Consider the following 19,823-nt stretch of genomic DNA (forward strand, 5'->3'; position numbering starts at 1 on the left):
GCGTTTTTCATCACGTCTGTATCGGAGAAGCACCATGCTCAAAAAACTTCTGCCGCTCACCCTGGCCGCGCTCATCTGCCAGCCGTCGCTCGCGGATGAAGCCAGCGTCAGGAAAGCGATCGAAGCCAAGCTCGGCACCAAGGTCAACAGCGTCACCAAGAGCCCCTATCTCGGACTCTACGAAATCTACGCCAACGGCCAGATCATCTACACCGACGAAAAGCAGACCGCCATCATCGCCGGCACGCTGATCGACGGCAAAACGATGAAGAACGTCACCGCCGAACGCATGCAGAAGCTCTCCGCCATCAAATTCTCGGACTTGCCGTTCGAGTTCGCCGTCAAGCAGGTGCGCGGCGACGGCAAGCGCGTCATCGCCACCTTCGAAGATCCGAACTGCGGATTCTGCAAGAAGCTGGCCAAGGACATCGTCAAGCTCGACAACGTCACCATCTACACGTTCCTGATGCCGATCCTCTCACCCGATTCGCTGCAGAAGTCCAATCAGATCTGGTGCTCGTCCGACAAGGCCAAGGCATGGAACGACTGGATGGTCGACGGCAAAACGCCGTCCGGCAAGGGCGACTGCGACACCAGCGCCATCCAGAAAACCGTCGAACTCGGCCAGCGTCTGAACATCACCGGCACGCCGACGATCTTCTTCACCGACGGCGAACGCATCCCGGGCGCCGTCCCGGTGGCGCAACTCGAAAAGAAGATGAACGAAGCGCAGAGCGCCGGCAAGTAACGACGAAGGGCGGGCGATCAGCGACGCGACGCAGCCGGCGGTTTCGGCCGTTTGCCGATGCGGATCGAGGTCTCGACCAGTTCGGTCTTCCCGGCCTTCTGGCGCCAGAGCCTGAACGGCACCACCTCGCCAGGTTTCTGCGCGGCGATCAGATCGAGCATGACCTGCGGATCCGTCACCGCTTTTCCGCCCACCGTCAAAAGGACATCGCCCGGTTTGACGCCACCCGCGTCAGCCGGCCCGCCCCGCTGAACACCGGCGACCAGGGCCCCCTCCACTTCCTTCAGACCGAACGACTCGGCCAGTTCCTCGGTCATTTCCTGCGCCTCGACGCCGATCCAGCCACGCGTCACCGAGCCGGTAGAGATGATCTCCTCCATCACGTTCCTGGCGGTGGAAACCGGAATGGCAAACCCGATGCCGAGTGAGCCGCCCGAACGCGAATAAATCGCCGTGTTGATGCCGATCAGGTTGCCGCGGCTATCGACGAGCGCGCCGCCAGAATTGCCCGGATTGATCGCCGCATCGGTCTGAATGAAATTCTCGAAGGTATTCAGGCCAAGGTGCGACCGCCCGAGCGCGGAAACAATCCCCATCGTCACCGTCTGGCCAACGCCGAACGGGTTGCCAATGGCCAGCACGACGTCGCCGACACCGACATCCTCCATCTGGCCCAGCGTGATCGCCGGCAGGCTGATTTCCTCGCCATTGGCGCTATCGAGCTTGAGGACGGCGAGATCGGTCTCGGGGTCGCCACCGACCATATGCGCCTTGAGCGATTTCCCGTCGTTGAGGGCTACCTCGATCTGGTCAGCGCTCTCGACCACATGGAAATTGGTCAGAACATAGCCGCTCTGGCTGACGATCACCCCGGAGCCGAGGCCGGAGTTAACCTGGCCGCCGCCGTCCTGGCGATCGCCAAAGAAATGCCGGAACAATGGATCTTCGATCAGCGGCACACGCGCGGAGCGCACCTTTTGCGTCGTGAAGATGTGCACCACGGCCGGCAGCGCCTGGCGCGCCGCATCGCGTAAAGAGCCGGCGGCAACACCCGCCCCAGCCGCCGACGCGGGCACCTGCTGAACGGCAACCGTGTTGTTGCCGACCGGCCGGGCCAAATCGAGCCACTCTGGCCGGAGCACTCCAATCACGAAGAAGACGGCAAGACCAACCGTAACGGTTTGTGCAAAAATCAGCCAGAGTCTGCGCATGAAAATTTGGAAACAAAGACAAGGAAGAAAAACGATGAAACGTGATGCACTCGTACGCGCTCTCGACGAACGGCTTGAGGCAGGACGCTTCAAGGATTATTCCCCAAACGGCCTGCAAGTGGAAGGACGCGCCGAAGTGCGACGCATCGTCGCCGGCGTCACCGCCAGCCAAGCGTTGGTCGACACGGCGATTGCCCGCGATGCCGACACCCTGCTCGTTCATCACGGCTGGTTCTGGCGCGGCGAAGACGGCCGCGTGACCGGCTTCCGCAAGGCCCGTCTGCAAGCCCTGCTCAAGCACGACATCAACCTGATCGCTTATCACCTGCCGCTCGATGCGCATCCTGAACTCGGCAACAACGCGCAGCTTGCCCGCCGGCTTGGCTGGACCGTTGACGGCCGCTTCGGCGATCAGGACATCGGCTACTACGGATCAACAAGTCCGCAATCCCTGGCCGAACTGGCACGCAACGTCGGCGACCGCCTGCAGCGTCAGCCGCTCGTCATTGGCGATGCCGACACGCCGATCCGCCGCATTGCCTGGTGCTCGGGCGGCGCTCAAGGCTACTTCGAGCAAGCGCTGGCGCTGGGCGTCGACGCCTATCTTTCCGGCGAGATTTCCGAGCAGACCGTGCATCTGGCACGCGAAACCGGCATGGCCTACATCGCCGCCGGCCACCATGCCACCGAGCGCTACGGCGCGATGGCGCTGGCTGCGGAGATACAGCAACGATTCGGACTGGAATGCGAATTCATCGACATCGACAACCCGGCCTGAGGGTCAGGCGACGAGAAAAGCGATAACGAATCCCGCGCCGGCACCTGTGGCATCGGCAACTTTTCAATCAGGTTTCTGGGGGGCTCTGCGGAGAGCAGATCAGGCAGGCAGAACGCCAGCCGAAGAATGCACCGGAGGATGGCACGCGACTTTATATTGATGGGTCCGACCGACGATGGCCTGAACCGGCTCCGGCTTTATCCAAGCCAAAGGGAAGCTGCACGACGAAACCGACGGCTCGCCCAAAAGGCGCTCAGGGTTCGCGGTACGGCTATCCGGAAATGACTTGCAGTTTTTCATTTCAACTCGCTCAGATGGCGCGATCAAAACGCGATCAGGAAGTAGGAAATTACCAACCAGAACAGCACCAGCAAGAACGAAGTGATCCGCTCTTCAATATCTGCCATGTCAGAATTGAGCTGAAAGGCAATTGGTGATGGATTGGATACGACAGCAGTCGTCATGATTTTCTCCTTTCAAAACACACCCGAAAAACCTCGGGGAGGCACATCAACTTCACGCTTTTTATCTTACTTACCGTCCGCCCCGATGTCTGTTGCAGGTGTTTTCCTGCTTTGTAACGGACTGTAAGAAGACGATGACCAAATCATGGCAGCGCAGTGTTTCAGCATTTTTACGCCACGCGGCGAAGCCGAAAAAAAAGTGCAGGGGAAGGCGGGAACGGGCGAATGGCAGCTACGGCGAGAGGAATGCCGAAGCCTGAGCAACAAAAGCGATTGAAGCCAGGCCGGCCGGAAAACTCGGTTCATTGAAACCAAGCCAGTCTCGACATGGACGCACCGCCGATCTGGCACGCCTGCAAAAACCATTTTCCGGCCGGGGGTTGAGGACTCATGAAAGAGTCTTCTTAGTGTGCAGCCACAGCGCCGGCGATCGCATACCGCGTGGCCGCCTCGGATCTGGCTGCCTTGGCGGTATCCGGCACAACAAAGGTAGCTTCGAGGAAGGCGAACACCTTGACAGCGACATAGCCGGCAATCATGGCCAGCGCCGCAACAACGAAGGCGGTTTCAAACGCATTTTCAAAAAAATAATAAGCAGGCATGTTTATCTCCTTGTTTAAGCCAGTTAAAAATCAGAACGGTCTCTTTCTGTTCCGACGGGATTGATGATAGGGGTCATCGCCCGGCACGTCTGTTTCAGCTTGCCCCTTGTTTTGTAACGTTTCGTTCGACTGTCATGCCGTTGTGTCATCGTGAATCATTCTTGTTACAAAGGCCTTACAAGGAAATTACAAGTGCATTTTTGCAGCATCGCAACGCAGACAATCCGCCAACGCCGGCCGGAAATGCGCTAGCCTTCGCCGTTTCGCCAGCCCCACTGCTCGTTCATGTTTGCCCGACAATCCCGACTGATCCTCGTCAACGCCCTGCCGATGCTCATTGCCCAACTCGCCTCGATGGGCATGATGGTGATCGACACGGTGCTGCTCGGACACTTCGGGACGGAAGACCTGGCCGCTGTCGCCGTCGGCGGCGGCATCTATATCGCCATCATTCTGGCGCTGGCCGGCGTCGTCCAGGCGGTGTCACCGACCGTGGCCCACCTCAAGGGGGCCGGCCGGGACGACGAAATGGCGGGCGCGCTGCACCAGGGATTCTGGCTGGCACTTTTCCTGTCCGTCCCCGGCTTCCTGTGCCTGCTTTATCCAGACCCGCTGCTCGCCCTGTCCCGCATCGAGCCTGCCGTCGAGACCAAGGCGCGTGCCTACCTCGCCATGCTGGCCTGGGGCGTGCCCGCCTCGCTGCTGTACCGTACCTTTTACGCCTTCTGCATCGCTGTCGGGCTGCCGCGCCCGCTGATGGTCATTTCGCTGTGTTGCACGCTGGCGCACGGCCTGCTGGCCGGCGCACTGGTCACCGGCGCCTGGGGCGGCGCAGGCCTCGGCGCGCTCGGCTGCGGCATCTCGAACGCCCTGATCGGCTGGCTGGCGCTCGGCGCCGGCATCGCCTACATGGTGCGCAGCCGCCACCTGACCGCCTATCGCCTGCTGCACGGCTGGAAAGCACCGCACCTCGCCGCCCAGAAAGCCCTGCTCAAGCTCGGCCTGCCGATGGGCCTGTCGAGCTTCGTCGAAATCTCGGCGTTCACCTTGATCGCCCTGTTCGTCGCCCAACTCGGCGCGCCGGTCGTCGCCGGACACCGGGTCGTCGCCAACCTCGCCGGCATCTGCTACATGCTGCCGCTGTCGCTGGCCGTGGCGACGCTGGCGCAGGTCGGCCTGGCCGCTGGCGCCAGCGACTGGGTACGGGCGCGGGCTTCGGCGCTGGCCGGCATCACCATTGCCAGCGCACTGTCGTCGGCACTTGGCCTGTTGCTCTGGCTGATCCAGAAGCCGCTCGTCACCGCGTACACCAACGACCCCGCCGTGCGCGAGGTCTGTCTGTCGCTGATCGTTTATATGGCGGCCTACCAGATTTTCGATGCCGCGCAGACCGTCGCCGCACATGCGTTGCGCGGCTACAAGATCACCTTCGTGCCGATGCTGGTCCATATCAGCGGCTTCTGGGGCCTCGGCCTCTTCGGCGGCTGGTGGCTGGCCTTCCGGACAGACGCGCCGATGGGCGCCGCCGGCTTCTGGCTGGCCTCATTGCTCAGCCTCGTCTTTGCCACCGCCCTGCTCGGCGGCCTGCTCTGGCGGGCAATGGGCGAGTTGCGCGACTGACCGTTCAGTCGCCGAGCCAGCCCTGGCGCAAGGCGTTGGCCGTTTTCCCCGTTTGAAGCTTGGCCGTATCCGCCGCCGGGGGATCGAGGCGAACGGAGAATTCCATCAGTTCGTCGCGGCGGAAAGCGTGCGCCGTAATGCAGTCGCCCGCGCGCAAGCGGCTGAGCCGTTTGTCGAACTCGGACGGCTTGATGCGCAGGCCATCGATGGCAACCAGCACGTCGCCGGCGGCCAGCCCGGCCTGCTGCGCCGGCCCGCCGTCGTAGACGGTCGCCAGCTTGAGCTCGTTGCCGTCGGCGCTGGTTTTGACGCCGAGTGACGGCGTCTTGGCGTTGTTTGTGGCGCACTCCCAGTCGAGGCGGATGCCGAACGGCGCGAGCAGTTTCTTCAGCGGCAGGTCGCGCGTGCCGTGGATCGCCTCGGCAAAAAACCGCTTGAGATCGCAGCCCGACAGTTCTTCGGCCACCCGGCGGATGTCGTCGTCGCCAACGCCCAAACCCGTTTTCCCGAAACGCTCCCAGAGCGTGCGCATCACGTCGTCGAGCGAAATCCGGCCTTCGCTTTCCCGGCGCAGCGTCAGATCGAGCGCCAGCGCGGCCAGCGCGCCCTTGGCGTAGTAGCTGACGACGACGTTCGGCGTGTTTTCATCCGGCCGGTAGAACTTACTCCAGGCATCGAAGCTCGATTCGGCGAGCGACTGGCGCAGGCGGCCGGGGGCGCGGTGCACGTTGCTGATCGCCTTAGCGGTCAGTTCGAGCCAGTCTTTTTGCGCGATGACGCCGCTCTTCAGCAGGGCGAGGTCGTCGTAATACGAGGTGATTCCTTCGAAGGCCCAGAGCTGCGTCGTGTAGTTCTCGCGTTCGAGGTCATAAGGCACGAAAGCGGCCGGCTTGATGCGCTTGACGTTCCAGGTGTGGAAATACTCGTGGCTGCACAGGCCGAGGAAGGTGCGGTAACTTTCCGGCAGCCCTTCCATGCCCGGATACGGCAGGTCGTTGCGCGAGCAGAGCAGCGCCGTCGAGGCGCGGTGCTCAAGACCGCCATAGCCATCGCCGACCGCCGTGGCGAGAAAGACGTAGCGCGACATCGGCGCCGGCTCGCCGAAGAAACGAATCTGCCATTCGCAGACGCGCTTGAGGTCGGCGGTCAGGCACTCGAGATCGCAATCGTGGCGGCCGGTGATCGCAATGTCGTGCGGCACGCCGCACGCCTCGAAGGTAGCGAGCGTAAAAGTTCCCATCTCGACCGGATGATCGATGAGATCGTCGTAGCTTTCAGCGCGGTAAGAACCGAAACCGTAAGGTTTCGCAGCGCCTTCGACGCCGACGGCCGGTTCGAGCGAGGTGGCCACGCGCCAGTCCTTGAATGCCTCGCCGGCCGGCGGCCGGATGTCGACGAGACACGGCGATTCCTCCTGCCCGATGACGCGCAGAAAAACACTGGTGCCGTTGAAGAAACCGTGCGTGCGATCGAGATGCGCGCCGCGCACCGAGAGATCCCAGGCATAGACGAGGCAGGTCACGGTCAGCGGCTGGCCGCGCTTGAGCGGCGCCGCCTGCCAGGTGTGCTTGTCGAGTTTGTCGAGGCGCACCGGCTTGCCCGCCGACTCGGCGCGGATGGCAACGATGTGGCGGGCGAAATCGCGGATCAGGTAACTGCCCGGAATCCACGCCGGCAAAGCAAAGCGCTGACCATCTGGATCGGGATGTTCAACGCGACAGACAACTTCGAAATGATGCGCGGCAGGGTCGGCTGGAGACAGGCGGTAGTGAATCGAATCGGAAGACATGGAAGTAAAACCGGTTGATCGGCACGCAGTTGGGAGTGCCGAATTATTAACGATAACAAAGCGGCGGCGCTGTATATAATCGTGCGAAAGTTCTGCGGCATACCATCCCCCTTCCTCACCACCGCCTCCGCTGGAGAAGACAATGAGAAAAAATCTCCCCGTAACGAATACGGAATCCATACTGCCGGACAACGAATTCATCTATTCGCGCACCGACCTGAAGGGTCTCATCACCGAGGCCAACGACGCCTTCTGCTTGATCAGCGGCTTTTCGCGGGAAGAGATGCTCGGCCAGCCGCATAACATGGTGCGTCACCCGGACATGCCGATCGCCGCCTTCGAGGACATGTGGCGCGACCTGAAAGCCGGCCTGCCCTGGCGCGGCATCGTCAAGAACCGGCGCAAGGACGGCGGCTTCTACTGGGTGGTCGCGAATGTGTCGCCGGTGCGCGAAAACGGGCAGGTCGTCGGCTACCAGTCGGTGCGCAGCCGCCCCGACCGGCAGGAAATCCTGGCCGCCGAAGCCGCTTACCGGCGCATCAACGACGGCAACAACAAGCTGCTGGTGCGCCACGGGCAGGCCGTGCACAAACGCCCGGCCCTCCTCACGGCGCTGTTCTCGCTGCGCGGCCAGATGGTATTCATGGGGCTGCTGGTACTGGCGCTCGGCCTGCTCGATCTGGCCGGGCAGGCCTTCTCAGACGAGGTCCTGACACAAGCGCGCGTCGGATTGATGATCTTCGCCGTCGCCTACGCCCTCTATTTCATCGGCTGGTTCGCGCCCAAGGTCAACCGCGATCTGGAATCGATCGGCCACTGGATGGACGACGTGCTCTCCTCCGGCAATCTCAAACAACGCCTGGTGACAACGCGCTCCGACCTGCTCGGCGCCATCGCCCGTCGGATGGATGTGTTCGTCTCGTCGGTGCAGGCCACCGTGCAGGGCATGGCCGACACCGCCAAGCACGTCAGCGAAACGACGCGGGAAGTCGATAGCGGCGTGCGGGTCGCCATGCAGTCGGCGCAGCGCCAGAGCGAAGCCACCTCGTCGGCCGCCGCCGCGGTCGAGGAAGTCACCGTATCGATCGGCGAAGTCGCCGAGCATGCGCGTTCGACGCGCGACGTCGCGGCCAGCGCCGGCGAAACCTCGCGCGAAGGCGTCAAGCGCTCGGACGAAGCCTGCCTGACGATCAATTCGCTGGCGCAGACCGTCAAGCAGTCGGCCGAACAGGTCGAAACACTCGGCCAGCGCTCCGCCGAGATCAGCCAGATTGCCGGCGCGATCAAGGAAATCGCCGACCAGACCAACCTGCTGGCCCTGAACGCCGCCATCGAAGCCGCCCGCGCCGGCGAACAGGGGCGCGGCTTTGCGGTGGTGGCCGACGAAGTGCGCAAGCTCGCCGAGCGCACGGGCAAGGCGACCGAAGAAATCAGCAGCATGATCGATCTCATCCAGAAGGAAACGCAGGCCGCCGTCGACGGCATGCGCGCCGGCGCCGCGCAGGTCGAGGAAGGCGTCACGCTCGTGCATTCGGCGCAGGACGCGCTGCAGCGCATCGACAACGAGATGGGCGACACCATCCAGCGCGTCAATGAAATTTCGCACGCTTCAAGCGAACAGCAGGAAGCGATGACGCAACTGGCGCAGAACGTCGAGCAGGTCGCCGCGATGACCGAACAGAACGTCGCCGTCGTCAATCAGACGGAATCCATGGTCCAGAAGCTCGAAGCAATCGTCGACCGGATGAACAAGTCGGTGAATCAGTTCACGGTCTGACACCACATCTACCCCACCGACGGCGAGTCATCCGGCTCGCCGTTTTTGTTGGCAGGCGGCGCGGCCGGTATAGTGCGGCCTTTGCCGTTTTTTGCATGAGGAATCCCCGATGAAATTTGAACTCTCCCGTCTTACTGGCCGCCTGCTGGCCGCTGTTGTTTGCTCGACCCTGCTGACCGGTAGCGCTTTGGCCGGCGAACTCGACGTTTTCGCCGGCAAGAAAGGCAAGATCGACATCGCCGGCGGCACGGCGCACATCCCGGTGATGAAGGAAGCCGCCAAGCGCGTCATGCAGACCAGCCGGGAAATCCGCATCAGCGTCGCCGCCGGTGGCTCGGGCGTCGGCGTGCAGAAGGTCGGCGAGGGGCTTGTCGACATCGGCAACACCGGCCGGCCGCTCTCCGACGAGGAAGTCGCCAAGTACGGGCTGAAATCGTTTGCCTTCGCCATCGACGGCGTCGCTGCCACCGTCCATCCGAAGAACCCGGTCGGCAACCTCACCGCCGCACAGGTGCAGGACATCTTTGCCGGCAAGATCGGCAACTGGAAAGCCGTCGGCGGCCGCGACGCGGCCATCCACCTCTACACCCGCGACGAGGCAAGCGGCACGCGCGAAGTGTTCTGGGAAAAACTGCTCAAGAAGGGCACCATCGCCGCCAACGCCAACGTCGTCGCTTCGAACGGTGCTATGAAGTCGGCGCTGGCCAGCGATCAGGACGCCATCGGCTACGTCTCGATCGGCCACATCGACGAAACGATCAAGGCGCCGACGCTCGACGGCATCGCGCCGACGCAGGACAACGCCCGCACCGGCAAGTACCCGATCGTGCGCAAGCTCTACATGAACACCAAGGGCGAACCGCACGGCCTGACCGCCGACTTCATCAAGTACATCCTCGGCCCGGACGGCAAGCAGATCACGGCCGGCGCCGGTTATTTGCCGCTCTAACACAACCCGCTTCCTGATTCGTCGCCCCGGCGAAAGCCGGTGTCCCGTTTCACCGCCCGCATCCCTCACTCCATGCCCCGCGGCAACATCACGCCCAGCCTGCTGCTTTTCGCCACGCTTGTCTCGGCGCTGTCGGTGCTGGCCATCTTCGGTTTTCTGCTGTGGTTCGCCGCGCCCGTGTTCACCGGCGAGACGCTCTCTTCGCTACTCTCGTGGCAATGGCGGCCGCAACAAGGCGAATTCGGCATCCTGCCGATGCTCGCCGGTTCGCTCTGCCTCGCCGGCTCGGCCATGCTGCTCGCCTATCCGCTCGGCCTTGGCCTGTGCTGTTTCATGCACGGGCTGGGGCCGACATGGGCGGCGCGACCGTTGCTCGGCATCGTCCGCGGCATGACGAGCGTGCCGACCGTCGTTTACGGGCTGGTATCGGCTTTTCTGCTCATCCCCCTGATCCGCGCCGGCTTCTCCGGCTCCGGTTTTTCCTGGCTGGCAGCCGGCCTCACCCTGGCCATGCTGATCCTGCCGACCATCGTGCTGATCCTCGACAGCCAGTTCCGGACGATCCACGCGCAAACGCAACTGACGGCCGCCGCCCTCGGCTTCACGCCGGCCCAACAGGTGCTGCGGCTGACCTTGCCGCTGTCGACGCGCGGCCTGTTGGTCGCCGCCGCGCTCGGCTTCGGCCGCGCCATCGGCGATACGCTGATCCCGCTGATGCTGGCCGGCAATGCGCCGCTACTGCCGCACTCGCCACTCGACCCGCTGCGCACGCTGACCTCGCACATCGCGCTGGTGGTGGCGACCGACAGCCAGAGCGCCGCTTACGGTTCGCTGTTCGCCTGCGGCGTGATCCTGTTCATGGTCTCGCTGCTGGTCAATCTGGCGCTGCGCCGCCTGCGCCATGAGTAAACCAGTGCCCCCCGAAAAACTGGCGCAGGCCGGCGCCTGGCTGGCCGCGCTGGGCGTGCCGGCCATCCTCCTGGCGCTGCTCGGCTTTCTGCTCTGGCGCGGCGTGCCGGGCCTCTCGCTGGCGCTTTTTTTCGCCGACACGCCGCCGCTCGCCGCGCTGCGCGGTGCCCCCGTCTTCGACGGCTTGTGGCCGGCCTGTCTCGGCACGCTGGCGCTGGTCGCTCTGGCGACGGCCATCGCCGTGCCGCTCGGCGTGGCCAGCGGCATCTACCTTGCCGAATACGCGACGGGTCGCGCCAAGGCGCTGCTGGCGTTCGCCATCGACCTGCTCGCCGGCATCCCGTCGATCCTCATGGGCCTGTTCGGTTTCGCGCTGATCCTGTTCCTGCGTCGGACGGTCGCCCCGGACGCCAACACCGGCCTGTTGCTTTCGGCGCTGTGCCTCGCCGTGCTCGTGCTGCCGTACGTGATCGGCACGACGCGCCTCGCCCTCGAAAACCTGCCGCTGCAACTGCGCCTGACCGGCGCCAGCCTCGGCCTGTCGCCCGGCCGCACCGTCCGCCATCTGCTGCTGCCGGCGGCGCTGCCGGGCATTTTCAGCGGCGTCATGCTGGCCGTCGGCCGCGCCGCCGAAGATACGGCGGTCATCCTGATGACCGGCGTCGTCGCCAATGCCGGCGCGCCCGCCTCGCTCACCGGCAAGTACGAGGCGCTGCCCTTCCACATCTACTACCTTGCCGCCGAACACCAGTCGCCGGCCGAACTGACGCAGGCCTTCGCCGCCGCGCTCGTCCTGCTCGCGCTGACCGGCCTGATGTTCCTCGCCGCGCGCGTCCTGCAAACCCGCCTCGAACGACAATGGACCACCGAACCGACGCCCTGAACCCCGCGGCCATCCGCATCCGCCACCTGTCGGTGAGCTTTGCCAACCGGCCGGTGCTGCGCGACCTTAGCCTCGACATCCCGGCCGGCGGCCTGACCTTCCTGCTCGGCCGCTCCGGCTCGGGCAAGACGACGCTGCTGCGCGCCATCAACCGCCTCAACGAATGCCTGCCCGGCTGCGCGACGTGCGGCCAGATCGAACTGCAACTGGGCGCGACGCGACTCGACGCCTACGCGCCGTCCACGCCGGTCGAAGAACTGCGGCGGCGCGCCGGCATGGTCTTCCAGTCGCCGAACGTGCTGCCGCTGTCCATCGCCCGCAACCTCTCCCTGCCGCTCGCGGTGACGCTCGGGCTGGGCGCCGCCGAATGCGAAGCGCGCACCGAACAGGCGTTGCGCGAAGTGCATTTGTGGAATGAGGTAAAGAACCGCCTCGGTGCCCCGGCCGCCACGCTCTCCGGCGGCCAGCAGCAGCGCCTGTGTCTGGCGCGCACGCTGGCGCTGCGCCCGGACATCCTGCTCCTCGATGAACCGACGGCCTCGCTCGACTTCAAGGCGGCGCGCCAGATCGAGGAACTGCTCGCCGAGCTCAAGTTGCGCTATACGCTGCTTGTCGTGTCGCACAGCCTGAGCCAGGCACACCGGCTCGCCGACCAGGTATTCGTCCTGCACGACGGGCAACGCATCGAGGCGCTGCCGGAGAGCACGTTCCGCGACAAGGAAGCGCTGATGTCGGCGCTCGACGAACTCGTCTGAGACATGCCCTTCCGGCGCGTTGAACAAATTCGCAGCGGCGCACTCCAACCCGCTGTCTGATGAGCCGGGAAAGGAAACGTCGGGATGATTATCGACAGCGGGAAGCGCCTCTACGCGCGGTCGTTGCGGGCATTTGTGCTAGATTGATCCGGCCAGATATTGATTCCGCTTTAACCGTATTTCAGGACCGCGACATGCCGTTACCGCCCTCCACCATCGACCGCACCCGCCTCCATCAACGCCGCATCGCCTTTGAGGGTTTCAAGCGTGCCGACGGCCTATGGGACATCGAAGGGCAACTCGTCGACACCAAGGACAACCCGTTTCCGCTGCATACCGGCACCCGGCAACCGGGTGAGCCGATTCACGACATTCGCGTGCGCCTCACCATCGACACCAAGATGAACGTGCTCGACATCGTCGCCTGCGCCAAATCGACGCCTTTTACCGGCACCTGCGAAGGCATCCTGCCTGACTACCGCAAGGTGGTCGGGCTCAATCTGTTCAAGGGTTTCGTCAAGGCGGTGAAGGAGATATTCCGCGGCACCAAAGGCTGCACCCACCTGTCTGAACTGCTGATGGCGATGCCGACGGCGGCCTTCCAGACCTTCGCCGGTGAGGTCAAGCATGAAGACCGGCACGATGGCGATCAGATGCCGGCGCATCTCGACGGTTGCCACGCACTTGGAGTGACTTCGGACGTGGTCCGGCGCTATTACCCGCGCTGGTACCGCGACCACCATCGCGGGTAGGAGGAAGTTCGCACCTGCCCGATTCGTTTGATTCGTTGCACGCAAGCTCAAGACCAACAAGGGGGAGCGCATGAAGATTCACGAATACCAGGGAAAAGAACTGCTCCGGAAGTTCGGGGTACCGGTGCCGCGCGGCATTTTCTGCCCGACCGTCGATGACGCGGTGCAAGCAGCCGAAGCGCTCGGCGGCAAGGTCTGGGTCGTCAAGGCGCAGATTCACGCCGGCGGGCGCGGCAAGGGCGGCGGCGTGAAAGTGGCTAAGTCGCTCGACGAAGTGCGCCAGTACGCCGGCCAGATTCTCGGCATGCAGCTCGTCACCCACCAGACCGGACCGGAAGGGCAGAAGGTGCGCCGCCTGCTGATCGAGGAAGGCGCCGACATCCGGAAGGAATACTACGTCGCCGCGCTCACCGACCGCGCCACGCAGAAAGTCGTCATGATGGCTTCCAGCGAAGGCGGCATGGACATCGAGGAAGTCGCGCACAAAACGCCGGAGAAGATCATCAAGGTCTTCGTCGATCCGCTCGTTGGCCTCACTGATGCACAGGCTGGCGAACTCGCCGCCGGCATCGGCATCCCGGCTGACTCGCAGGCGCAGGCTGTCGCCGTGTTCAAGAGCCTCTACGCCTGTTACATGGAGACCGACGCCTCGCTGGCCGAAATCAATCCGCTGATCCTTGAGGGCAACGGCAACATCAAGGCGCTCGACGCAAAATTCAACTTCGACGCCAACGCGCTGTTCCGCCACCCGGACATCGTCGCCTTCCGCGACATCGACGAGGAAGACCCGAACGAGATCGAAGCCTCGAAATACGACCTCTCTTACATCTCGCTCGACGGTAACATCGGCTGTCTGGTGAACGGCGCCGGGCTGGCGATGGCGACGATGGATACGATCAAGCTGTTTGGCGGCGAACCGGCCAACTTCCTCGACGTTGGCGGCGGTGCTACCACCGAGAAGGTGACGGCCGCGTTCAAGATCATGCTTGGCAACAGTAACGTCAAGGGCATCCTCGTCAATATTTTTGGCGGCATCATGAAGTGCGACACGATTGCCAACGGCGTCATCGCCGCCGCCCGCGAAACCAAGCTCACCGTGCCGCTCGTCGTGCGCATGAAGGGCACCAACGAGGACATCGGCAAGCAACTGCTCAAGGATTCCGGTCTGCCGATCATTGCCGCCGACACCATGGCCGAAGCGGCCACCAAGATCGTTGCCGCGGTCCAGTAAGGGAGAGTTTTCATGTCGATTCTGATCAACAAGAACACCAAGGTCATCACGCAGGGCATCACCGGCAAGACCGGCCAGTTCCACACCGAAAAATGCCAGGAATACGCCAACGGCAAGAACTGCTTCGTCGCCGGGGTGAATCCGAAAAAGGCCGGCGAGAAGGTCTTTGACATCCCGATCTACGCTTCGGTCAAGGACGCCGCCGCCGATACCGGCGCTACCGTTTCCGTCATCTACGTGCCGCCGGCCGGTGCCGCCGATGCCATCTGGGAAGCCGTTGAAGCCGATCTTGACCTCGTCGTCTGCATCACCGAAGGCATCCCGGTGCGCGACATGCTGATGGTGCGCAACAAGATGAAACAGAAGGTCGCCGCCGGCGGCAAGGAAACGCGGCTGCTCGGCCCGAACTGCCCCGGCCTGATTACGCCCGAGGAAATCAAGATCGGCATCATGCCCGGCCACATCCACCGGAAGGGGCGCATCGGCGTCGTCTCGCGCTCCGGCACGCTGACCTATGAGGCTGTCGCTCAGCTCACCGAAATCGGCCTCGGCCAGTCGTCGGCGGTCGGCATCGGCGGCGACCCGATCAACGGTCTCAAGCACATCGACATCATGCGGCTGTTCAACGACGACCCGGATACCGACGCCGTCATCATGATCGGCGAGATCGGCGGGCCGGACGAAGCCGAAGCCGCCGCCTGGTGCAAGGCCAACATGAAGAAACCGGTCGTCGGCTTCATCGCCGGCGTTACCGCCCCGGCCGGCAAGCGCATGGGCCATGCCGGTGCGCTGATTTCCGGCGGCGCCGACACCGCCGAAGCCAAACTCGCCATCATGGAAGAGTGCGGCTTCACGATCACGCGCAATCCGTCGGAAATGGGACGGTTGCTCAAATCGCTGCTGTAAGCGTCACCGCAGGGCGGGCGTTTTCTTTCCGGATCAGCAAGAAAAAAACGTCCGCCCTGCCCGTCATTAAATGCCGCTAAAATCTCCGCTGTTCCGATTCCATATTCCAAACAGCCACCACCGAGCCCGGAGATTTTATGGCCCTGTTCATCAATGAAAACGAAGTCCGCCAGCTGCTGACCATGCCGCTGACGCTCGAAGCCGTCGAAGAAGCCCACAAGGAGCTGTCGCTCAACAAGGCGATCGACATTCCGCGCCAGCGCACCCGTCTACCGCAAACCGCGCTGCACATCCTGCAAGGCGCGCTGCCCGGCCGCGACGCGATCGGCTACAAGGCCTACACCAGCAACCGCTCGGGCGTCCGCTTCCTCGTGCATGTGTTCAGTGCGGCGAGCGGCGTGCTGCGCGTCGTGCTCGAAGCCGACTACCTCGGCATGATGCGCACTGGCGCCGCCTCCGGCGTCGCCACCAAGTGGCTGGCGCGCCCGGATGCCGAAGTGCTCGGCGTCTTCGGCGCCGGCTGGCAGGCCGAAGGCAACATCGAGGCCGTCGCCGCCGTGCGCAAGCTGCGCCGCGTCAAGGTCTTCGCCCGCAACAAGGAACGTCTCGACGCCTTCTGCGCCAGGATGACCGACCGTCTCGGCATCGACGTCGTGCCCACCGCCTCACCGGAAGAAACCGTCCGCAACAGCGACATCGTGAGCACCATCACCACCGCCACCAATCCGCTGTTCGACGCCGCCTGGCTCTCGCCCGGCACGCACATCAACGCCGCCGGATCGAACGCGCTCATCCGCCGCGAAGTCGGCGAGGACACGCTGAAAATCTGCAAGCCGATCGTCGTCGACACCGTCGAAACCGCGCTCAAGGAAGCCGGCGACCTCTTGCCGCTGCTCGAAAAGGGCCGCCTCAACGAACGCCAGCTCGTCGAACTCGGCGACATCATCCTCGGCAAGCACCCCGGCCGCACCTCGCCGGAAGACATCACCCTCTTCGAATCGCAAGGCATGGCCATCCAGGACATCGCCGTCGCCGTCCGCCTCGAAGCACTGGCGCGCGAACAGGGGCTCGGCGTTCAGCTGCCCTACGGCGGCTAAGCGCGCCCGGCAGTCCGGGCGATTGTCGTCCATCGACACGCCCCGGCCTGCCACACCGCCCATGCCCACCCGCCTGCACCACGCCCTCGACATCGCACTCCACTCGGACACCGGCCGGGTGCGCGAGCACAACGAGGATGCCGTTTTTGCCAACCCGGACCTCGGCCTCGTCCTGCTCGCCGATGGCATGGGCGGCTACAACGCGGGCGAAGTGGCCAGCAGCCTGGCCATCATGCATCTGTCCAGCCGCATCGGTTTTTCTCTCGCCGGCCGCCCGGCCTGCGCGACGCACCCGCCAAGCGGCCAGCCGTACGCTCACGACTGCCTGCGCGACAGCATCCAGTCCGCCAACATGGCCATCCTGCAAGCCGCTGCCCGCCATCCCGAATGCGCCGGCATGGGCACCACCCTGGCCGCCGCCCTGTTCTTCGACAACCGCGTCATGGTCGCGCACATCGGCGATTCGCGCTGCTACCGGCTGCGCGGTGAAGATTTTTCCCTGCTGACGCATGACCATTCGCTCCTGCAGGAGCAACTCGACGAGGGGAAAATCACGGCCGCCGAAGCCCGGCTTTCGCCGAACCGGCACGTTCTTACGCGGGCCTTGGGCGCTGAAGCAGACGCCCGGACCGAAATCGCCGAACACGATGTTCGCCTCGGCGACCTGTTCCTGCTCTGCTCGGACGGTTTGACCGACATGCTGCCCGAACGGCAGATCAAGCGCGTCCTGCAGAACAACGAGGCCGACGACCTCAACACGGCAGCCTGCCATCTCATCGACATGGCCAACGAGCGCGGCGGCCGCGACAACATCTCGCTGATCCTGGTCAGGATAGCTGCCGACTTCCGGGGCACCCCCGAACGCCCGACGTCCGCCGGAAGCAGTGACGTTGCCGCCGGGGATGCCGGCGCCGCTGTCGCCACCGGCTGGCTGTCGAAACTCACGACACGTTTTTCATAAAAGGACGCAGACCATGGCAAAGCTCGTTCTGAGCATGGACGGCCTCGTGCTCAAGGAAATCGCGCTCGACAAGGAGCGCATGACCATCGGCCGCAAACCGGTGAACGACATCCAGATCGACAACCTCGCGATCAGCGGTGAGCACGCCGTGATCGTGACGATTCTCGACGATTCGTTCCTTGAAGACCTGAACAGCACTAACGGCACTCAGGTCAACGGGCAGGCCGTCAAGAAGCGGCAGCTCATGCACGAAGACGTCGTCAGCCTCGGCAAGTACAAGCTCAAATACCTGATCGACGAACCGACGCCCGACGAAATCCACGGCGCGTCCACCGACTTTACGGATGCCGCGACCACCGCCAAAAACGCACAGCCAGCCGGCGCCTCGATCCACATCCTCAACGGAAAGAACGCCGGGCGCTCCGTCGAACTGACCAAACCGCAGACGACGCTCGGCAAACCCGGCGTCCAGGTCGGCGTAATTAGCCGCCTGCCCGGCGGCTACCAGCTCAGCCGCCTGCCCGACCTCCCGCCGCCGCTCCTCAACGACCGCCCGCTCGGCGACCACCCCGCCCCCCTGTCTGACCGCGACATCATCGAAATCGCCGGCGTCAGAATGGAATTCACACTGAAACGCTGACACCGCCCAAGTCAGCGACGATTTTCACCACAAAGACACCAAGGGCACAAAGTTTCACCAAGAAATTCGAGATGTTTTTCTTGGTGCTTCTTGGTGTTCTTGGCGTCTTGGTGGTTCGCTTTTTGTAGCTGACTACAAGCGTCAACTTCGGGCAACGCAGGCCGCCACCCTTTCGCGATAAAATGCGCGCCTTTCTCCGCTCGCCAGAACAGCCCATGTACCTCATCGCTCCCAGCATCCTCTCCGCCAACTTCACCAAGCTTGGCGAGGAAATCACCAACGTCATCGACTCCGGCGCCGACTGGATTCACTTCGACGTGATGGACAACCATTACGTGCCCAACCTGACCATCGGACCGATGATCTGCGAAGCCATCCGCCCGCTGACGCAAGCGCCGATCGACGTGCACCTGATGGTCAAGCCTGTCGACCGCATCATTCCCGATTTCGCCAAGGCCGGCGCCAACATCATCACCTTCCATCCGGAAGCCTCCGAGCACGTTGACCGCAGCCTGTCGCTGATCCGCGAAAGCGGTTGTCAGGCCGGCCTGGTGTTCAATCCGGCGACGCCGCTCGAATACATGGATTACGTAATGGATCGGCTCGACGTTGTCCTGCTGATGAGTGTCAACCCCGGCTTCGGTGGCCAGAAATTCATCCCGTCGACGCTCGCCAAGCTGCGCGCCGCCAAGGCGAAAATCGACGCCTACGAGCAGGAGAGCGGCCGCCGCATCCGTCTGGAAATCGACGGCGGCGTCAAGGTCGACAACATCGCCGAGATCGCCCGCGCCGGTGCCGATGCCTTCGTCGCCGGCTCCGCCGTTTACGGTGCCGGCAAGGACAGCGATCCGCACCGCTACGACTCGGTCATCGCCGCCCTGCGCGCCGAACTGGCGAAGGTTTGATCACGATGAACGCTACCGCAATCAACGTTCGCGCCGTCCTGCTCGACCTCGACGGCACGCTGCTCGACACCGTGCCCGACCTGCACGCCGCATCGAACGCCATGCTGCGCGACCTCGGCCGGCCAGAACTGCCGGTTGATGCCATCCGCCGCTACGTCGGCCGCGGCATCAACAACCTCGTCAAGCGGCTTCTTTCGAACTCGCTTGAAATCACCGACGAGAACCCGCCGCCGGCCGAAGCGCTCGACAGCTTCAAGCGCCACTATGCGCGCGAGAATGGACTCAGCACGCAGCCCTACCCCGGCGTTATCGAAGGGCTGCGGGCGCTCAGGGCAATGGGTTTGCCGCTCGCCGTCATCACCAACAAGACCGAAGCCTTCACGCTACCGCTGCTCGAAAAAACTGGTCTCGCGCCGTTCTTCGACGCCGTCGTCTGCGCCGACCGCCTGCCGAAGATCAAGCCCGACCCGATGCCGCTCATCTGGACCTGCGGCCGCTTTGGCGTCTCGCCTGCCGAAGCGCTGTTCATCGGCGATTCGGTCAATGACGCGCTCGCCGGCCAAGCCGCCTGCTGCCGCGTCTTCCTCGTGCCCTACGGCTACAACGAGGGCCGCGATGTGCAGGAACTCGCCTGTGATGCTATAGTCCCGACCATCGAATCCGCTGTAGATCGCATTCGCTACAGCCCGAACTGATCACTCCATGAACGTACTCCACAACAACCTGCATCTTGAGCCCGCATTCTGGGCGGAGGCTTGGCCCTGGCGACCCTGTAGCTGATCCCAGGCCCGTACCGGCACGACCGTTTTTATCCACGGCGTGCCCGCTTCTCGTTGTACAAATCTT

The 19,823-nt window shown here is 63.6% G+C and carries 20 protein-coding genes; 16 read left to right on the top strand and 4 right to left on the bottom strand.

Features of this window, described 5'->3' with window-relative positions:
* The first annotated feature begins 34 nt into the window (after positions 1-34).
* On the top strand, positions 35-748 hold the full coding sequence (locus GH659_RS13315; RefSeq protein WP_153111926.1) for a DsbC family protein: 714 nt from the start codon (positions 35-37) through the stop codon (positions 746-748).
* 17 nt (positions 749-765) lie between these two features.
* On the opposite strand, the gene GH659_RS13320 is transcribed toward GH659_RS13315, so the two are convergent.
* Positions 766-1,959 carry a trypsin-like peptidase domain-containing protein gene (locus tag GH659_RS13320; protein WP_153111927.1) on the bottom strand — a complete coding sequence of 398 codons (1,194 nt, stop codon included), beginning with the start codon at positions 1,957-1,959 and terminating at the stop codon, positions 766-768.
* A gap of 34 nt (positions 1,960-1,993) precedes the next feature.
* Here GH659_RS13320 and GH659_RS13325 point away from each other — a divergent pair, with 34 nt between their 5' ends.
* Positions 1,994-2,737, top strand: coding sequence for a Nif3-like dinuclear metal center hexameric protein (locus GH659_RS13325; RefSeq protein ID WP_153111928.1), 744 nt, complete (start codon positions 1,994-1,996; stop codon positions 2,735-2,737).
* Positions 2,738-3,060: 323 nt separating this feature from the next.
* On the opposite strand, the gene GH659_RS13330 is transcribed toward GH659_RS13325, so the two are convergent.
* Together GH659_RS13330 and GH659_RS13335 are read right to left on the bottom strand one after the other, a co-directional pair.
* Positions 3,061-3,201, bottom strand: a complete 141-nt coding sequence (locus tag GH659_RS13330) for a hypothetical protein (RefSeq protein ID WP_153111929.1) — start codon at positions 3,199-3,201, stop codon at positions 3,061-3,063.
* 404 nt (positions 3,202-3,605) lie between these two features.
* Positions 3,606-3,803 carry a hypothetical protein gene (locus GH659_RS13335; protein ID WP_153111930.1) on the bottom strand — a complete coding sequence of 66 codons (198 nt, stop codon included), beginning with the start codon at positions 3,801-3,803 and terminating at the stop codon, positions 3,606-3,608.
* Between the two features lie 285 nt (positions 3,804-4,088).
* Between GH659_RS13335 and GH659_RS13340 the strand changes: the two genes are divergently transcribed.
* On the top strand, positions 4,089-5,423 hold the full coding sequence (locus GH659_RS13340; protein WP_153111931.1) for an MATE family efflux transporter: 1,335 nt from the start codon (positions 4,089-4,091) through the stop codon (positions 5,421-5,423).
* A 4-nt stretch (positions 5,424-5,427) separates the two neighbouring features.
* Here the strand turns inward: GH659_RS13340 and GH659_RS13345 are convergent, their stop codons facing one another.
* The gene (locus GH659_RS13345) at positions 5,428-7,212 is read right to left on the bottom strand and encodes a M61 family metallopeptidase (RefSeq protein WP_153111932.1); all 1,785 of its coding nucleotides are present in this window, start codon (positions 7,210-7,212) and stop codon (positions 5,428-5,430) included.
* A gap of 142 nt (positions 7,213-7,354) precedes the next feature.
* Here GH659_RS13345 and GH659_RS13350 point away from each other — a divergent pair, with 142 nt between their 5' ends.
* The 13 genes from GH659_RS13350 to GH659_RS13410 all read left to right on the top strand — a co-directional run bounded on the left by GH659_RS13350 (position 7,355) and on the right by GH659_RS13410 (position 19,672).
* Complete coding sequence (locus tag GH659_RS13350) at positions 7,355-8,989, top strand: methyl-accepting chemotaxis protein (RefSeq protein WP_153111933.1); 1,635 nt, start codon at positions 7,355-7,357, stop codon at positions 8,987-8,989.
* A gap of 109 nt (positions 8,990-9,098) precedes the next feature.
* Positions 9,099-9,938 carry a phosphate ABC transporter substrate-binding protein gene (locus tag GH659_RS13355; RefSeq protein ID WP_153111934.1) on the top strand — a complete coding sequence of 280 codons (840 nt, stop codon included), beginning with the start codon at positions 9,099-9,101 and terminating at the stop codon, positions 9,936-9,938.
* Positions 9,939-10,010: 72 nt separating this feature from the next.
* The gene (locus GH659_RS13360) at positions 10,011-10,847 is read left to right on the top strand and encodes a PstC family ABC transporter permease (RefSeq protein WP_153111957.1); all 837 of its coding nucleotides are present in this window, start codon (positions 10,011-10,013) and stop codon (positions 10,845-10,847) included.
* A gap of 4 nt (positions 10,848-10,851) precedes the next feature.
* Entirely contained in the window at positions 10,852-11,730 is an 879-nt protein-coding gene (locus GH659_RS13365; RefSeq protein WP_211364247.1) for a PstA family ABC transporter permease, read from the top strand.
* Positions 11,706-12,485, top strand: coding sequence for a phosphate ABC transporter ATP-binding protein (locus GH659_RS13370; RefSeq protein WP_153111936.1), 780 nt, complete (start codon positions 11,706-11,708; stop codon positions 12,483-12,485). Before GH659_RS13365 ends, GH659_RS13370 begins: the two co-directional genes overlap by 25 nt.
* A 194-nt stretch (positions 12,486-12,679) precedes the next feature.
* Positions 12,680-13,237: a DUF2889 domain-containing protein gene (locus GH659_RS13375; RefSeq protein ID WP_153111937.1), complete on the top strand. Its 558-nt coding sequence runs from the start codon at positions 12,680-12,682 to the stop codon at positions 13,235-13,237.
* Positions 13,238-13,307: 70 nt separating this feature from the next.
* Positions 13,308-14,468, top strand: coding sequence for an ADP-forming succinate--CoA ligase subunit beta (gene sucC / locus GH659_RS13380; protein ID WP_153111938.1), 1,161 nt, complete (start codon positions 13,308-13,310; stop codon positions 14,466-14,468).
* Positions 14,469-14,480: 12 nt separating this feature from the next.
* Positions 14,481-15,374 carry a succinate--CoA ligase subunit alpha gene (gene sucD / locus GH659_RS13385; RefSeq protein ID WP_153111939.1) on the top strand — a complete coding sequence of 298 codons (894 nt, stop codon included), beginning with the start codon at positions 14,481-14,483 and terminating at the stop codon, positions 15,372-15,374.
* Positions 15,375-15,511: 137 nt separating this feature from the next.
* Positions 15,512-16,471 (top strand): ornithine cyclodeaminase family protein, encoded by a 960-nt coding sequence (locus GH659_RS13390; protein ID WP_153111940.1) that lies wholly within the window; start codon positions 15,512-15,514, stop codon positions 16,469-16,471.
* A gap of 61 nt (positions 16,472-16,532) precedes the next feature.
* Positions 16,533-17,432, top strand: a complete 900-nt coding sequence (locus GH659_RS13395; RefSeq protein WP_153111941.1) for a Stp1/IreP family PP2C-type Ser/Thr phosphatase — start codon at positions 16,533-16,535, stop codon at positions 17,430-17,432.
* Positions 17,433-17,445: 13 nt separating this feature from the next.
* The gene (locus GH659_RS13400) at positions 17,446-18,072 is read left to right on the top strand and encodes an FHA domain-containing protein (RefSeq protein ID WP_153111942.1); all 627 of its coding nucleotides are present in this window, start codon (positions 17,446-17,448) and stop codon (positions 18,070-18,072) included.
* A 215-nt stretch (positions 18,073-18,287) separates the two neighbouring features.
* On the top strand, positions 18,288-18,977 hold the full coding sequence (gene rpe, locus GH659_RS13405) for a ribulose-phosphate 3-epimerase (protein ID WP_153111943.1): 690 nt from the start codon (positions 18,288-18,290) through the stop codon (positions 18,975-18,977).
* Between the two features lie 5 nt (positions 18,978-18,982).
* The gene (locus tag GH659_RS13410; protein WP_153111944.1) at positions 18,983-19,672 is read left to right on the top strand and encodes a phosphoglycolate phosphatase; all 690 of its coding nucleotides are present in this window, start codon (positions 18,983-18,985) and stop codon (positions 19,670-19,672) included.
* Positions 19,673-19,823: the final 151 nt, after the last annotated feature.

It is taken from the genome of Propionivibrio limicola (assembly GCF_009469695.1).
GTDB lineage: Bacteria > Pseudomonadota > Gammaproteobacteria > Burkholderiales > Rhodocyclaceae > Propionivibrio > Propionivibrio limicola.

Excerpts from the sequence above, each read along its gene's own strand:
- GH659_RS13315 (WP_153111926.1), top strand. The coding sequence starts at position 35 with ATGCTCAAAAAACTTCTGCCGCTCACCCTGGCCGCGCTCATCTGCCAG.
- GH659_RS13320 (WP_153111927.1), bottom strand. The coding sequence starts at position 1,959 with ATGCGCAGACTCTGGCTGATTTTTGCACAAACCGTTACGGTTGGTCTT.
- GH659_RS13325 (WP_153111928.1), top strand. The coding sequence starts at position 1,994 with ATGAAACGTGATGCACTCGTACGCGCTCTCGACGAACGGCTTGAGGCA.
- GH659_RS13330 (WP_153111929.1), bottom strand. The coding sequence starts at position 3,201 with ATGACGACTGCTGTCGTATCCAATCCATCACCAATTGCCTTTCAGCTC.
- GH659_RS13335 (WP_153111930.1), bottom strand. The coding sequence starts at position 3,803 with ATGCCTGCTTATTATTTTTTTGAAAATGCGTTTGAAACCGCCTTCGTT.
- GH659_RS13340 (WP_153111931.1), top strand. The coding sequence starts at position 4,089 with ATGTTTGCCCGACAATCCCGACTGATCCTCGTCAACGCCCTGCCGATG.
- GH659_RS13345 (WP_153111932.1), bottom strand. The coding sequence starts at position 7,212 with ATGTCTTCCGATTCGATTCACTACCGCCTGTCTCCAGCCGACCCTGCC.
- GH659_RS13350 (WP_153111933.1), top strand. The coding sequence starts at position 7,355 with ATGAGAAAAAATCTCCCCGTAACGAATACGGAATCCATACTGCCGGAC.
- GH659_RS13355 (WP_153111934.1), top strand. The coding sequence starts at position 9,099 with ATGAAATTTGAACTCTCCCGTCTTACTGGCCGCCTGCTGGCCGCTGTT.
- GH659_RS13360 (WP_153111957.1), top strand. The coding sequence starts at position 10,011 with ATGCCCCGCGGCAACATCACGCCCAGCCTGCTGCTTTTCGCCACGCTT.
- GH659_RS13370 (WP_153111936.1), top strand. The coding sequence starts at position 11,706 with ATGGACCACCGAACCGACGCCCTGAACCCCGCGGCCATCCGCATCCGC.
- GH659_RS13375 (WP_153111937.1), top strand. The coding sequence starts at position 12,680 with ATGCCGTTACCGCCCTCCACCATCGACCGCACCCGCCTCCATCAACGC.
- sucC (WP_153111938.1), top strand. The coding sequence starts at position 13,308 with ATGAAGATTCACGAATACCAGGGAAAAGAACTGCTCCGGAAGTTCGGG.
- sucD (WP_153111939.1), top strand. The coding sequence starts at position 14,481 with ATGTCGATTCTGATCAACAAGAACACCAAGGTCATCACGCAGGGCATC.
- GH659_RS13390 (WP_153111940.1), top strand. The coding sequence starts at position 15,512 with ATGGCCCTGTTCATCAATGAAAACGAAGTCCGCCAGCTGCTGACCATG.
- GH659_RS13395 (WP_153111941.1), top strand. The coding sequence starts at position 16,533 with ATGCCCACCCGCCTGCACCACGCCCTCGACATCGCACTCCACTCGGAC.
- GH659_RS13400 (WP_153111942.1), top strand. The coding sequence starts at position 17,446 with ATGGCAAAGCTCGTTCTGAGCATGGACGGCCTCGTGCTCAAGGAAATC.
- rpe (WP_153111943.1), top strand. The coding sequence starts at position 18,288 with ATGTACCTCATCGCTCCCAGCATCCTCTCCGCCAACTTCACCAAGCTT.
- GH659_RS13410 (WP_153111944.1), top strand. The coding sequence starts at position 18,983 with ATGAACGCTACCGCAATCAACGTTCGCGCCGTCCTGCTCGACCTCGAC.